This window comes from Streptomyces sp. NPDC054975 (assembly GCF_053609105.1).
The window spans coordinates 355,047-368,880 of record NZ_JBSGWV010000002.1; the positions used below are offsets into that span (position 1 = coordinate 355,047).

13 protein-coding genes are annotated in these 13,834 nt (G+C 72.0%); 8 read left to right on the forward strand and 5 right to left on the reverse strand.

The window, feature by feature from the left end; genetic code table 11:
- Positions 1-55: 55 nt before the first annotated feature.
- From ACWF79_RS04075 to ACWF79_RS04095, 5 genes are all read right to left on the reverse strand, one after another.
- Complete coding sequence (locus ACWF79_RS04075) at positions 56-1,108, reverse strand: 2-oxoacid:ferredoxin oxidoreductase subunit beta (protein ID WP_453726475.1); 1,053 nt, start codon at positions 1,106-1,108, stop codon at positions 56-58.
- Entirely contained in the window at positions 1,101-3,035 is a 1,935-nt protein-coding gene (locus ACWF79_RS04080; protein ID WP_453726476.1) for a 2-oxoacid:acceptor oxidoreductase subunit alpha, read from the reverse strand. The genes ACWF79_RS04075 and ACWF79_RS04080 overlap by 8 nt, the downstream gene beginning before the upstream one ends.
- Positions 3,036-3,304: 269 nt before the next feature.
- On the reverse strand, positions 3,305-3,964 hold the full coding sequence (locus ACWF79_RS04085) for a LuxR C-terminal-related transcriptional regulator (RefSeq protein WP_453726594.1): 660 nt from the start codon (positions 3,962-3,964) through the stop codon (positions 3,305-3,307).
- Between the two features lie 145 nt (positions 3,965-4,109).
- Positions 4,110-5,399: a sensor histidine kinase gene (locus ACWF79_RS04090; RefSeq protein WP_453726477.1), complete on the reverse strand. Its 1,290-nt coding sequence runs from the start codon at positions 5,397-5,399 to the stop codon at positions 4,110-4,112.
- A 319-nt stretch (positions 5,400-5,718) separates the two neighbouring features.
- Positions 5,719-6,876, reverse strand: coding sequence for a sensor histidine kinase (locus ACWF79_RS04095; protein ID WP_453726478.1), 1,158 nt, complete (start codon positions 6,874-6,876; stop codon positions 5,719-5,721).
- A gap of 170 nt (positions 6,877-7,046) precedes the next feature.
- Here ACWF79_RS04095 and ACWF79_RS04100 point away from each other — a divergent pair, with 170 nt between their 5' ends.
- The 8 genes from ACWF79_RS04100 to ACWF79_RS04135 are packed head-to-tail and all read left to right on the forward strand — an operon-like array spanning position 7,047 to position 13,831.
- Complete coding sequence (locus ACWF79_RS04100) at positions 7,047-7,454, forward strand: NADH-quinone oxidoreductase subunit A (protein ID WP_453726479.1); 408 nt, start codon at positions 7,047-7,049, stop codon at positions 7,452-7,454.
- A complete protein-coding gene (locus ACWF79_RS04105; RefSeq protein WP_453726480.1) occupies positions 7,445-8,020 on the forward strand; it encodes an NADH-quinone oxidoreductase subunit B in 576 nt (191 codons plus the stop codon). Before ACWF79_RS04100 ends, ACWF79_RS04105 begins: the two co-directional genes overlap by 10 nt.
- Positions 8,017-9,387, forward strand: a complete 1,371-nt coding sequence (locus tag ACWF79_RS04110) for an NADH-quinone oxidoreductase subunit C (protein WP_453726481.1) — start codon at positions 8,017-8,019, stop codon at positions 9,385-9,387. The genes ACWF79_RS04105 and ACWF79_RS04110 overlap by 4 nt, the downstream gene beginning before the upstream one ends.
- Positions 9,384-10,352, forward strand: a complete 969-nt coding sequence (locus tag ACWF79_RS04115) for a complex I subunit 1/NuoH family protein (RefSeq protein WP_453726482.1) — start codon at positions 9,384-9,386, stop codon at positions 10,350-10,352. The genes ACWF79_RS04110 and ACWF79_RS04115 overlap by 4 nt, the downstream gene beginning before the upstream one ends.
- Positions 10,352-10,951 (forward strand): NuoI/complex I 23 kDa subunit family protein, encoded by a 600-nt coding sequence (locus tag ACWF79_RS04120; protein ID WP_453726483.1) that lies wholly within the window; start codon positions 10,352-10,354, stop codon positions 10,949-10,951. Before ACWF79_RS04115 ends, ACWF79_RS04120 begins: the two co-directional genes overlap by 1 nt.
- Positions 10,948-11,502 carry an NADH-quinone oxidoreductase subunit J family protein gene (locus tag ACWF79_RS04125; protein WP_453726484.1) on the forward strand — a complete coding sequence of 185 codons (555 nt, stop codon included), beginning with the start codon at positions 10,948-10,950 and terminating at the stop codon, positions 11,500-11,502. Before ACWF79_RS04120 ends, ACWF79_RS04125 begins: the two co-directional genes overlap by 4 nt.
- Positions 11,502-11,861, forward strand: coding sequence for an NADH-quinone oxidoreductase subunit NuoK (nuoK, locus tag ACWF79_RS04130; RefSeq protein WP_453726485.1), 360 nt, complete (start codon positions 11,502-11,504; stop codon positions 11,859-11,861). The genes ACWF79_RS04125 and nuoK overlap by 1 nt, the downstream gene beginning before the upstream one ends.
- Positions 11,858-13,831: an NADH-quinone oxidoreductase subunit 5 family protein gene (locus tag ACWF79_RS04135; protein ID WP_453726486.1), complete on the forward strand. Its 1,974-nt coding sequence runs from the start codon at positions 11,858-11,860 to the stop codon at positions 13,829-13,831. The genes nuoK and ACWF79_RS04135 overlap by 4 nt, the downstream gene beginning before the upstream one ends.
- Positions 13,832-13,834: the final 3 nt, after the last annotated feature.

The following is a 13,834-nucleotide window of genomic DNA, read 5'->3' on the forward strand; positions in this document are numbered from 1 at the left end:
AAAAAAGGGGCGCGGCCCACGCGTGGGCCGCGCCCCTCACCACTTTCCGCCCGCGTCAGCCGACGACGGTCCAGGTGTCGTTGCCGGCGAGGAGCTGTCCGAGGTCGCCCTTGCCGTGTTGCTCGATGGCGGTGTCGAGTTGGTCGGCCATGAGGGTGTCGTAGACAGGCCGCCCGACGGACCGGAAGACACCGATGGGGGTCTGGTGCAGCGTGTCCGGGTCGGCGAGCCGGGAGAGCGCGAACGCGGTGGTGGGTGAGGCTGCCTGCGCGTCGTGGACCAGGATGGTGTGCTCGTTGTCCTGCGTGACCTGGACGACGGTGAGGTCACCGGTCGCCGGGTCGCGGACAACGCCCTTGGCCAGGTCGGCGCCGAAGCGGATGGGCCGGCCGTGTTCGAGGCGGATCACGGCTTCCTGGGCCTGGTCCTTGTCCTTGAGGGCGTCGAAGGCGCCGTCGTTGAAGATGTTGCAGTTCTGGTAGATCTCCACCAGCGCGGTGCCGGGGTGGTCGGCCGCCTGCCGCAGGACCTCGGTGAGGTGTTTGCGGTCGGAGTCCACCGTCCGGGCCACGAACGACGCTTCGGCGCCCAGGGCGAGGGAGACGGGGTTGAACGGCGCGTCGAGCGAGCCCATCGGCGTCGACTTGGTGATCTTGCCGAGTTCGGAGGTGGGGGAGTACTGGCCCTTGGTCAGTCCGTAGATCCGGTTGTTGAACAGCAGGATCTTGAGGTTGACGTTGCGGCGCAGGGCGTGGATGAGGTGGTTGCCGCCGATGGACAGGGCATCTCCGTCGCCGGTGACGACCCAGACGGACAGGTCGCGGCGGGAGGTGGCAAGGCCGGTGGCGATGGCGGGGGCGCGGCCGTGGATGGAGTGCATCCCGTAGGTGTTCATGTAGTACGGGAAGCGGGAGGAGCAGCCGATGCCGGAGACGAAGACGATGTTCTCGCGTGCCAGGCCTAGTTCGGGCATGAAGCCCTGGACGGCGGCGAGGACGGCGTAGTCGCCGCAGCCGGGGCACCAGCGGACTTCCTGGTCGGACTTGAAGTCCTTCATCGACTGCTTGGCTTCGGCCTTGGGCACGAGGTTCAGGAGTGTCTCAGCCATCGATGGCCTCCTTGAGGGCCGCAGCGAGCTGCTCGGCCTTGAACGGCATGCCGTTGACCTGGGTGTGCGAGCGGGCGTCGACGAGGTACTTCGCCCTGATCAGAGTGGCGAGCTGACCGAGGTTCATCTCCGGGACGATCACCTTGTCGTAGCGGGTGAGGACCTCGGCGAGGTTGGCCGGGAAGGGGTTGAGGTGACGCAGGTGGGCCTGCGCGATGGGCTGCCCGGCCCTGCGCAGCCGGCGCACCGCGGCCGTGATCGGCCCGTAGGTCGATCCCCAGCCCAGGACCAGTGTCGTCGCGTTGTCGGGGTCGTCGACCTCGACGTCGGGGACGGTGATGTTGTCGGTCTTGGCCTGCCGGGTGCGGACCATGAGGTCGTGGTTGGCCGGGTCGTAGGAGATGTTCCCCGTCCCGTCCTGCTTCTCGATCCCGCCGATCCGGTGCTCCAGACCGGGCGTGCCCGGCACCGCCCACGGGCGGGCCAGGGTCTGGGGGTCGCGCTTGTAGGGCCAGAACACCTCGGTGCCGTCATCGAGGTGATGGTTGGGGCCGGTGGCGAACTGGACGCGCAGGTCGGGGAGGTCCTCGACGTCGGGGATCCGCCAGGGTTCGGAGCCGTTGGCGAGGTAGCCGTCGGAGAGCAGGAAGACCGGCGTGCGGTAGGTGAGCGCGATCCGGGCGGCCTCGATCGCCGCGTCGAAGCAGTCCGCCGGTGTCCGCGGCGCGATCACCGGAACCGGCGCCTCACCGTTACGGCCGTACATCGCCTGGAGCAGGTCGGCCTGCTCGGTCTTGGTGGGCAGCCCGGTCGAGGGCCCGCCCCGCTGGATGTCCACGATCAGCAGCGGCAGCTCCAGAGAGACCGCCAGCCCGATCGTCTCCGACTTCAGCGCCACACCAGGGCCCGAGGTCGTCGTCACCGCCAGCGAGCCGCCGAACGCCGCACCGAGCGCGGCGCCGATGCCGGCGATCTCGTCCTCGGCCTGGAAGGTGCGCACTCCGAAGTTCTTGTGCCGCGACAGCTCATGCAGGATGTCGGAGGCCGGGGTGATCGGGTACGACCCCAGATACAGCGGCAGGTCGGCCTGGCGGGCGGCGGCGATCAGGCCGTAGGACAGGGCCAGGTTCCCGGAGATGTTCCGGTACGTGCCGGCCGGGAACGCCGACGTCGCGGGCGCCACCTCGTAGGAGACGGCGAAGCTCTCGGTCGTCTCGCCGAAGTTCCAGCCCGCCCGGAACGCGGCCACGTTCGCCTCGGCGATCTGCGGCTTCTTGGCGAACTTCTGCCGCAGGAACCGCTCCGTGCCCTCCGTCGGCCGGTGATACATCCACGACAGCAGGCCCAGCGCGAACATGTTCTTCGACCGCTCGGCCTCCTTCCGCGACAGCCCGAAGTCCTTCAGCGCCTCGATCGTCAGCGTGGTCAGCGGCACCGGGTGGACGTGAAAGGCGTCCAGGGAGCCGTCTTCCAGGGGCGAGGTGTCGTAGCCGACCTTGGCCATCGCCCGCTTGGCGAACTCGTCCGTGTTCACGATGATCTCGCCGCCCCGCGGCACGTCACCGATGTTCGCCTTCAACGCGGCCGGGTTCATCGCGACCAGCACGTTCGGGGCGTCACCCGGGGTCAGAATGTCATGATCGGCGAAGTGCAACTGGAACGAGGAGACACCCGGCAGCGTCCCGGCGGGTGCCCTGATCTCGGCCGGGAAGTTCGGCAGCGTGGACAGGTCGTTCCCGAACGACGCCGTCTCCGAGGTGAACCTGTCACCCGTCAACTGCATACCGTCACCCGAGTCACCGGCGAACCTGATGATCACCCGATCGAGCCGGCGGACTTCCTTCTCGTCGCCGTGGTGGGGCCCGGGGACGCTGCGCTGTTCCCCGACCAGGGCCTCACCGGCCTCGCTACTGACCTGGCTGGTCACTGAACTGGACCTCCCTCGCGGAAAGGGTCTCTCCGCCAGAGGCGGGAGAAGGCTCGTGGGGTGGGCGGCGAACCGCCTGGCCCCGTGGCCCACCCTACGACGGTGAGGTGGCCCTTCCCGGGACTTCTCGCATCGTGGACCCCGTTTTGAGATGCCGTTCTGTCGTGAATCGTCACGTTCTGTCGCCCCCCAGAGTCTTCCGGAAAGTCGCGTTCCGCTCGTCTTCGGTCGTAGGTCCTTATTCAGCCATCTGACAGGGTGTCAGGTATTCAGGAGTTCAGGTAGGTCAGCACCGCGAGTACCCGGCGGTGATCCCCGTCACTCGGAGACAGGCCCAGCTTCAGGAAGATGTTGCTGACGTGCTTCTCCACCGCGCCGTCGCTCACGACCAGCTGCTTCGCGATCGCCGAGTTCGTCCGGCCCTCCGCCATCAGGCCGAGGACCTCGCGCTCGCGCGGGGTCAGGTTCGCCAGGACGTCCTGCTTACGGCTCCGGCCGAGCAGCTGCTGCACGACCTCCGGGTCGAGCGCCGTACCGCCCCGCGCCACCCGGACCACGGCGTCCACGAACTCGCGGACCTCGGCCACCCGGTCCTTCAGGAGATAGCCGACGCCACGACTGGATCCGGCCAGAAGCTCGGTGGCGTACTGCTCCTCCACGTACTGCGAAAGGACCAGGACGCCCACTCCCGGGTAATCCTTGCGCAACCGCACCGCCGCCCGTACGCCCTCGTCCGTGTGCGTCGGGGGCATCCGTACGTCCGCCACGACGACATCCGGCAGCGCGTTCTCGCCCGCCAGCTCGGCCACGGTCTTGACCAGGGCCTCTCCGTCGCCCACCCCGGCGACGACCTCGTGCCCCCGGTCGGTCAGCAGTCGGGTCAGGCCCTCGCGGAGCAGCACTGAATCCTCGGCGATGACCACACGCACTCTGTCCGCCACGTCTCCCACGACCCTGAAGCCCCCATGTTCCGCCGATCGTTGCGGCTCCAGCATCGCACTCCGCCACCCCATTACGGGTAACCCCCGAGCCCTCGAAACACCCTGCCGGCCGGGGCGGCCACCCGCGAGAGGCTCACGTGCGCCAGGGGAGCTCCGCCGTGATCGTCGTCGGGCCGCCCGCCGGCGAGTCCACCGCGAGGATGCCGTCGACCGCGTCGAGCCGCTCCGTGAGCCCGGCCAGCCCCCGGCCCGCCGCGGCCTCCGCGCCGCCCCGCCCGTCGTCCCGTACCTGCAGCAGCAGCCGGTCGCCCACCCGCCAGACGTCCACCCACGCGCGCCGCGCCTCCGCGTGCTTGGACACGTTCTGGAGCAGCTCGGACACGGTGAAGTACGCGATGCCCTCGATCGCCGGCACCGGCCGGGACGGGAGGTCCACGTCCACCGACACCGGCACCGCGCAGCGCGAGGCGACCGCCGACAGGGCCGCGTCCAGCCCCCGGTCGGTCAGGACCGCCGGGTGGATGCCCCGGGCCAGGTCGCGCAGCTCCTGCAGCGCGGTCTTCACCTCGCCGTGCGCCTCGTCGACCATCCGGGCCGCCGCCTTCGGGTCCTGCGCGAGCTTCTCCTTCGCGAGCCCCAGATCCATGGCGAGGGCGACCAGCCGGGCCTGCGCGCCGTCGTGCAGGTCGCGCTCGATACGGCGCAGATCGGCGGCGGCGGTGTCCACGACCACGCCACGGTCCGACTCCAGCTCGGTGACGCGCGTCGCCAGCCGCGACGGGCCCAGCAGCCCGGAGACCATCAGCCGGTCCACCGAGGCCAGCGCGCGGATGACCCAGGGCCCGGCGAGCACGAAGAGCAGCCCGACGACACTGGTGACGGCGATCTCGAAGGGGGAGTCCAGGTAGAAGGCGTGCGTCCGGTCGCCGTACAGCTGGATGCCGTCCTGACCCGCGTACATCGGGAAGACCCACTGCCACAGCGGGTACGTGAACAGGGCCCAGCCCCATACCCAGAGCGCCACCGAGACCGTGAAGGCGAAGATCGCCCACGGCATGTGCAGCAGCGCGTACAGCAGGTGCCGCCAGGACGCGCCGCTCTTGAGCGTCGCCCCCATCCACGACATCGCCCCGCCGGTACGGCCCCGGGCAGGCTCCGGCGGCGCCACGTCGATCCCGAGCAGCCCGCGCGCCCGGGCCCGCTCCATGGCGCCGAAGCCCCGGCAGAGCGCGAGGGCGCCGGCCAGGACCGGAATGCCGAGGAAGGTGACGAGGAGACCGGCGCCCGTCGCGACGAGGGCGACGGAGAGGGAGAAGTAGACGCAGCTGAGCGGCAGCCCGATCACCAGGTGGCCGAACTCGCGCCAGGTGCGGCCCTCGAACGGCGCGCGGATCGCGGCGGGGAGGCGGGAGGAGGCGGCCATCTCGGTGGTCCGTTTCTGCTCGGGATCAGGGGTCCAGGAATCGCTACGACAAGGTTTCCGCGCGGCCGCGCCCGAGACCATGAGGGAGGTCGGCCTCTCGTTCCGGGGGTTTTCCCTACCGCGGGCGGGCGGGTGACGCGGCACCGCGGTCGGGTGACGGCGCGGCACCGCGGCCCTGCGGCAAGGGACTACCGCAGGCCGGCGAGAGCGCGGCACGGCAGCCTGGCGGCAGCGCGGCACGGCAGGCCACCGACAGCGCGGCGGCCCGGGTGGCGACGGAACACCGTCGCCGCCCGGGCCGCATCACGTCTCCGCCGCGCTACGCCACCACGGGCCGCCCCCGCCACGGCAGTTCCGCCGTGATCGTCGTCGGGCCGCCCTCCGGCGAGTCGAGGACGAAGAGCCCGTCCACCGCGCCCAGCCGCTCCGCGAGCCCCGACATTCCCGTGCCGCCGTCGAGGCGGGCGCCACCGCGCCCGTCGTCCTGCACCTGGAGCAGCAGCCGGTCGTCGCGCCGCCAGACGTCCACGGAGGCGGACCGGGCCCGGGCGTGCTTGGACACGTTCTGGAGCAGCTCGGAGACGGTGAAGTAGGCGATGCCCTCGATCGCCTCGGCGGGCCGCTCGGTCAGGTCGACCGTCACCTTCACCGGGACGGTGCAGCGCGCCGCGATCGACGAGAGCGCGGCGTCCAGGCCCCGGTCCGTCAGGACCGCCGGGTGGATGCCCCGCGCGAGGTCCCGCAGCTCCTGGAGCGCGAGCTTCACCTCCCCATGGGCCTCGTCGACCATCGCGGCCGCCGCCTCCGGGTCCTCCAGCAGCTTCTCCTTCGCCAGGCCGAGGCCCATCGCGAGGGCGACGAGCCGCGCCTGCGCGCCGTCGTGCAGATCGCGCTCGATACGGCGCAGATCGGCGGCCGCGGTGTCCACGACCACCCCCCGGTCCGACTCCAGCTCGGCGATCCGCCGCTCCAGCTCGTCCGAGGGCGACAGCAGACCGCGCACCATGGCCCGGTCGGCCGTGGACAGACCGCGCGCCACGAACGGCAGCAGCGGCCACAGCACGATCAGCGAGACGAGGGTGACGGTGAACGTCACGATGCCCCAGGGCAGCCGGATGAAGCCGTACAGCATCGTCCGCCACCCCACCGGGTCCTTCAGCGCCGTCCACAGCCAGTTGAAGAAACCGTGCCGACGGGGGAGCGGGCTGGGCTCCTCCACCCGTACGCCGAGCAGTGCCCGCGCCCTCGCCCGCTCGGACCGGCCGATCCCGCGCGCCCCGGCGAGGCCGAGGGCGAGCAGCGGCAGGCCGATCACCGTGACGGCAAGGCCCACGCCGACCGCGACCGCCACCACCGTGTACACGAAACCGGCCAGGGCGGTCAGCAGATTGGTGAGCAGGAAGGAGATCTCCTTCCAGGTGTGCCGGCCGTAGGCGAGGCGGACGGGCGGCAGCGGGGTCTCGGTGTCGACGCTCATGACCCAAGCGTGCCGGTCGGGCGGCTCGGGACGCCATGGGGTTCGTAGGTGAAGGGGAGTAGGGATATCCCCACCGTTCAGTCCGTGACACACCGCTTACGGGATCTTTAGCAGGGCCTAGACTCCCGTGCGTACAGAACGTCGAAACGGGCAGGAAGCGAGGGGTGGACGTGCCGGATCCGACCGTGCGGGCGGGCATCGGACTCGCGGCGGACTACTTCGAGTCGTACTCCGTCGTCGGACTGCTCGCCGTCATCGGCGTGCTCTTCGTCGCCGTGGCGTTCGGCGCGGGCCGGCTGCTGCGGCCGGTCGTCCCGACGCCGGAGAAGCTTCTGACGTACGAGTGCGGTGTCGACCCCGTGGGCGAGGGCTGGGCCCACACCCAGGTCCGCTACTACGTGTACGCCTTCCTGTACGTGATCTTCGCCGTCGACTCGATCTTCCTCTTCCCCTGGGCGACCGTGTTCGCCGCGCCCGGGTACGGCGCGACGACGCTGGTCGAGATGTTCATCTTCCTCGGCTTCCTGGCCGTGGGCCTGCTCTACGCGTACAAGAAGGGCGTCCTGACATGGACGTGACCCCGACCCCGCTGCCCACCCCGACCCTCGGGCCGCTGGCGCGCCTGGCACCCGAGCCGATGAAGGTGGTCCTGAACTGGGGCCGCCGCTACAGCCTCTGGGTCTTCAACTTCGGCCTCGCCTGCTGTGCGATCGAGTTCATCGCCGCGTCGATGGCCCGCCACGACTTCATCCGGCTCGGCGTGATCCCGTTCGCGCCGGGGCCGCGCCAGGCCGACCTGATGATCGTCTCCGGCACGGTGACGGACAAGATGGCGCCGGCCGTGAAGCGGCTGTACGAGCAGATGCCCGAGCCCAAGTACGTCATCTCCTTCGGCGCCTGCTCGAACTGCGGCGGGCCGTACTGGGACTCGTACTCGGTCACCAAGGGCGTCGACCAGATCATCCCCGTCGACGTGTACGTCCCGGGCTGCCCCCCGCGCCCGGAGGCGCTGCTCCAGGGCATCCTCAAGCTCCAGGAGAAGATCGCGCGGGAGTCGCTGGCGGCACGCTACTCGGGCCCGTCGGTCGGCCAGCTGACCAGCGGACTCGTGGAGGCGCCGAAGCCGGGCGGTGAGGGCGAGTGAACGCGTACGACGGTCTTCCCGACGCCGTGACCGAGGTCTTCGGCGAGGAGGCGACGGCGGAGCGGGCGTACGACCTGCTGACGGTGGACGTCCCGGTCGGCTCGTGGATCGCCGCGCTGGAGATCGCGCGGGACAAGCTGGGCTGCACGTACTTCGACTGGCTGAGCGCAGTGGACGAGCCGGGTGTCGGCTTCCGGGTGTGCGCGCACGTCGTCGCGCTCGAGGGCGGCGCGGTCCGCCGCCTGCTGCTGCGCACGACCGTGCCCCACGAGTCCCCGGTGCTCGCGACGGCGGTGCCGGTCTACGCGGGCGCGGAGTGGCACGAGCGGGAGACGCACGAGATGTTCGGCGTCGCGTTCACGGACCATCCGAACCTCGTGCCCCTGCTCCTGCCGGAGAACTTCGAGGGCCACCCGCTGCGCAAGGACTTCGTCCTCGCGGCGCGCGTCGCGAAGGCGTGGCCGGGCGCGAAGGAGCCGGGGGAGTCGGACCACGGCGGCCCGAAGCGCCGCCAGATGCTGCCCCCGGGCGTCCCCGACCCCAACGACTGGGGCCCGATGAAGGGCCAACTCCCCCCGGCCCCCACCCGCCCGGCCCGCACGCCCCGCGCGGGCGCGGCGGGCGCGGGTGCCGCAGGCGCGGCCGGTGCCGCCGCGGACCGGCCGCCCCGCCGTGCCCGCACGGCCGCGGAGGCCACCCCCGAACCGGGCACCCCGCCCCCGACCACGCCCCGCCGTGCCCGCACGGCCGCGGCGGGCTCGGCGAGCCAGACAAGCGAGACCCCCTCCCCGGCGGACGCCGACACCCCGCCGACCGAACCGCCCCGCCCGCCGCGGCGCAGCCGCTCGGCGGCGGACGGCTCTGCCAGCCAGGCGGACACGCCCGCCGACGCGGGCGATGCCACCGCGAACCAGGGCCCGGGGGCTACTGGCTCCGCCACTCAGACGCCCGGGGCCGAAACCGACAGCGGTCCGGATGCCTCTGCCCCGGCCCGCCCGCCGCGGCGCAGCCGCTCGGCGGCGGACGGCTCCGCCAGCCAGGCGGGCACGCCCGTCGCGCCCGCGGCGCCGCCGCGGACCCGGAGCTCGGACGCCCCCTGGCACCACGCCAAGCCGGCGTTCGACGAGGGGGCCGCGCCGGCTCCCGAGGCCGAACCCACGCCGCAGGCGGCTCCGGCCCCGGAGACGACTCCGGCCCCCGAGGCCGAACCCACGCCGCAGGCGGCCCCCGCTCCCGAGGCGGATGCCGAGAGGCGAACCGGCGCCGGTCCCGCTGTCCCGGAAGCCACCGAGCCCGCCGCACCCACCGAACCCGCCGCACCCACCGACACCGACCCCACCCACCCCGCCGGAGGCGATCCCGCGTGAACGACGTACTTGACGTCGCCCTCCGGCTGCTCGTCGTCTTCGCCGTGTTCCTCGTGCTGCCCCTCGTCGTCGGGCAGACCGAGCACAAGGTCATGGCGCACATGCAGGGCCGCCTCGGGCCCATGTACGCCGGTGGGTTCCACGGGTGGGCCCAGCTCGTCGCCGACGGGGTCAAGTTCGCGCAGAAGGAGGACGTGGTCCCGGCCAACGCCGACCGCCGCGTCTTCCAGCTCGCCCCCGCCGTCGCCCTCCTCCCGTACCTCCTCGTCCTCGTCGCCATCCCCATCGGCCCGAGCGAAGGCGCCGTCGGCCAGGTCCTGGACGCCGGCATCTTCTTCGTGCTCGCCGTCATGGGCGTCGGCGTCCTCGGCAGCCTGATGGCCGGCTGGGCCTCGGCCAACAAGTTCTCCCTGCTCGGCGGCCTGCGCACCGCCGCCCAGCTGCTCGCCTACGAGCTCCCGATGCTCCTCACCGCCGCCTCCGTCGCGATGGCGGCCGGCACCGTCTCCCTCCCCGGCATCCTGAACGCCTTCGAGTGGTGGTGGCTGCCCTGGCAGATCGTCGGCGCCCTCGTTTTCTTCGTGGCGGGACTCGCGGAGCTCCAGCGGCCCCCGTTCGACATGCCCGTCGCCGACTCCGAGATCATCTTCGGCGCGTACACCGAGTACACCGGCCTGCGCTTCGCGCTCTTCCTGCTCGCCGAGTACGCCGGCATCGTCGTCCTCTGCGGCCTCACCACCGTCCTCTTCCTCGGCGGCTGGCACGGCCCCTTCGGCGCCGACGGCCTCGGCTGGGTCTGGACCCTCCTCAAGACCGCGATCCTCGCCTTCGTCGTCATCTGGCTGCGCGTCAGCTACCCCCGGCTCCGCGAGGACCAGCTGCAGAAGCTCGCCTGGACGACCCTCGTCCCGCTCGCCCTCGCGCAGATCGCGCTCACCGGCATCGTGAAGGTGGCGATCAACTAATGGCTCCGATCCCCGGCACCGGCCTCGCCAAGGGCCTCGCCGTCACGCTCCGCACGATGACGAAGCGCGCGCACACCGCGCAGTACCCCGACAAGCAGCCCGAACTGCCGCCCCGTACCCGCGGTGTCATCGGGCTCTTCGAGGAGAACTGCACCGTCTGCATGCTCTGCGCCCGCGAGTGCCCCGACTGGTGCATCTACATCGACTCCCACAAGGAGACCGTCCCGGCCGCCACCCCCGGTGGCCGCGAGCGCAGCCGGAACGTCCTCGACCGCTTCGCCATCGACTTCTCCCTCTGCATGTACTGCGGCATCTGCATCGAGGTCTGCCCCTTCGACGCGCTGTTCTGGTCGCCCGAGTTCGAGTACGCCGAGACCGACATCCACGAACTCACCCACGAGCGCGACAAGCTCCGCGAGTGGATGTGGACGGTCCCCGAACCGCCCGCGCTCGACCCGCGTGCCGAGGAGCCCAAGGAGATCGCCGCTGCCCGCAAGGCGGCGGAGAAGGCCGCGGCCCAGGCGGCCGCCGAAGCCCAGGCCGCCGCCGAGGCTGCCGCCGGCGAGTCCGCCCCCGAGGCTCAGGAGGGCGACGCGTGAACCTCGCCGCAGCCGCCACCCCCGGCTTCCTCTCGCCCTCCGGCGTCGAGATCGCCTTCCTCCTCGTCGGCCTCGTCACCCTCGGCGCCGCCGTCGTCACCGTCACCACCCGCCAGCTCGTGCACGCCGCGCTCTGGCTCGTCGTGGCGCTCGGCGGGCTCGCCGTGGAGTACCTGCTCCTGACCGCCGAGTTCATCGCCTGGGTCCAGGTGCTGATCTACGTCGGTTCCGTCGTCGTCCTCCTCCTCTTCGGGCTGATGCTCACCAGGGCCCCCATCGGCCGCTCCCCGGACGCCGACTCGGGCAACCGCCCCGTCGCCCTCGCGGTCGCCCTCGCCGCGGCCGCCGCCCTCGTCTGGGTGGTCGTCGACGCCTTCCGTACGACCTGGATCGACCTGGACGGACCGGCCCAGGGCTCCACCCAGGTGACCGGCGAGATGCTCTTCCGGCACTGGGTGCTGCCCTTCGAGGCGCTCTCGGTCCTGCTGCTGGCCGCGCTGGTCGGCGCGATCGTCCTGTCCCGCAAGAACGCCAAGGAGGCCCGGGACTGATGCATCTCGCCTACCCCGCCGTCCTCGCCGCCCTGCTCTTCTGCGTCGGCCTCTACGGCGTCCTCGCCCGCCGCAACGCGATCCTGGTCCTGATGTCCGTCGAGCTGATGCTCAACGCCGTCAACCTCAACCTCGTCGCGTTCGACGTCTGGCTCCGCGACACCGTGCACGCCGGCCAGGCGCTCACCCTCTTCACCATCGCCATCGCCGCGGCCGAGATCGGCATCGGTCTCGCGATCGTCCTGATGGTCTACCGCAACCGCGGCACCTCGGACGTCGACCGCCTCCGCGACACCGCCGAGACCGCGACCGAGACCGTGGCCACCGCGCCCGACGAGAAGGCCGAGGCCACCGCGTGACCACGACGACCCTCGCCGTCCTCGTCCCCCTCCTTCCCTTCCTCGGCGCCGCCGCCGGCCTGCTCCTCGGCCGGACCGCCCCCGGCTTCGTGCGCCCCCTCGCGGTCCTGCCGACGCTCGCCGCCGCCGTCCTGGCCGCGCTCGTCGCCGCCCGGCAGGGCGGCGGGAAGACCATCGAGGCCGCCACCCAGCTCACCCCCACCGGCTCGGTCCCCATCGACCTCGCCCTGCACATCGACGGCTTCGCCGCCCTCGTCGCCGTCCTCGTCGGCGTGGTCGCCACCTGCGTGCAGGTCTACTCGACCGGCTACCTGCGCGACGACCCGCGCTACCCCTCGTACGCCGCCCTCGTCTCCCTCTTCACCTCCGCGATGCTGCTCGTCGTCTACTCCGGCGACCTGATGGTGCTCCTGGTCGGCTGGGAGATCATGGGCATCTGCTCGTACTTCCTCGTCGGCCACTACTGGGAGACCCCCGAGGCGCGGGCCGCCTCCCTCAAGGCCTTCCTGGTCACCAAGCTCGGCGACGTCCCCTTCCTGTTCGGTCTGTTCGCGCTCGCCGCCGACGCGGGCACGTTCCGGATCGACGGCATCCTCGGCGCCGTCGCCACGGGCGGCCTGGACCACCCCACGCTCATCGCGCTGCTGCTCCTCGCCGGCGTGGCGGGCAAGTCCGCGCAGTTCCCGCTGCACACCTGGCTCCCCGACGCGATGGCCGGCCCCACCCCCGTCTCCGCGCTCATCCACGCGGCGACGATGGTCGCCGCCGGTATCTACTTCGTCGCCCGCCTCCTGCCCGTCTTCGCCTCGTCCGCCGCCGCGATGACCGTGCTCGCCGTGATGGCCGCCCTGACGATGGTCGGCTCGGCGCTCGCCGCGCTGGCCCAGGACGACATCAAGCGCGTCCTCGCCTACTCGACCATCGGCCAGCTCGGCTACATGGCCGGTGCCCTGGCCGTCGGCGACCGGGGCGCCGCCGTCTTCCACCTCCTCGCGCACGGCGCCTTCAAGGCCCTCCTCTTCCTCGCCGCCGGCGCCGTCATCCACGCCGCCGGTACGAACTCGCTCTCGGCCATGTCCCGGATGAGCGGCCTGACGAAGCGGATCCCCGACGCGTACTGGACGATGACCGTCGCCCTCCTCGCGCTCGCCGCCCTGCCCCCGTTCGCCGGCTTCTTCTCCAAGGAAGCCGTCCTCGTGGCCGCCGAACACACCGCCCTCGGCGACCGGACCGTCGCCCCCGCCGGGGCCGGCTGGACCGTCCTCGTCGCGGGCCTGCTCACCGCCCTCCTCACCGCCGCCTACGCGACGCGCCTCTGGCTCCTCGCCTTCCACGGCCGCGGCGCCGAGGCCCCGGACCACGGTCGCCAGCCGCTCGCCATGACCACGGTCCTCTGGGTGCTGGCCGTCCCCTCCCTCGGCTTCGGTCTGACCGTCACGTACCTGGACGACTGGTTCGACGGCCACGCCCTTACCCCGACCGTCACCACTGCCGTCCTCGGCACCGGCATCGCCGTGATCGGCGCGGCCGTCACGTACGCCGTCCGGCGCACCCTCGCCGCCAAGGTCCCCGCCCGGGAGGCCGTACCGGCGCAGGTCGCCCACCCCGACGCCGAAGCGGGCCAGGTCGAGGCCGAGGCCCTGCACCTGCCGCACCCCGCCGAGGACCCGACCGATCCCGGTCGCGCACTGCTCGGCCCCCTGCACCGCCCCGCGGCCGCCGGCTTCCACCTGGACGCCCTCTACGCCGCCGTGTTCGTCCGCCCCGTCCTGGCCGCCGCCACGCTGGTCCGCTTCCTGGACCGCGAGGTCGTCGACACCTACGTACGCGGCGCGGGCACCGGCACCCAATGGCTCGGCTGGCTCGTCCGCCGCGCCCAGACCGGCAACGTGCAGACCTATCTGAGCGCCCTGCTCGCCGGCTCCGTCGTCCTGGCGATCGCCGCCGTACTCGTCGCCGCCGGAGCGTGAGAC